The following is a 238-nucleotide window of genomic DNA, read 5'->3' as shown; positions in this document are numbered from 1 at the left end:
ATATCGACCACGTCAACACCGGTCCGTACATCCGCAACACGCTGTCAGTGGACAAGAACGAGTCTCGTGAAGACGCTCTGTTCGACATCTACCGGGTGATGCGTCCGGGTGAGCCGCCCACGATCGACACGGCGGAAGCCATGTTCCAGTCGTTGTTCTTCGACGCAGGGCGCTACGATCTGTCCGCGGTCGGCCGCGTCAAGATGAACATGCGCCTTGATCTTGAAGGCGAAGACAC

General features: G+C 58.8%; 1 protein-coding gene. It reads left to right on the top strand.

The window, feature by feature from the left end:
• The coding region (locus ACN0SO_RS27060) for a hypothetical protein (RefSeq protein WP_417682958.1) at positions 1-238 on the top strand (238 nt) is incomplete at both ends.

The organism is Roseibium sp. (assembly GCF_048260565.1).
Lineage (GTDB): Bacteria > Pseudomonadota > Alphaproteobacteria > Rhizobiales > Stappiaceae > Roseibium.
Note: the sequence above shows the minus strand (reverse complement) of the source record. Positions and strands in the feature narration are given on the sequence as shown.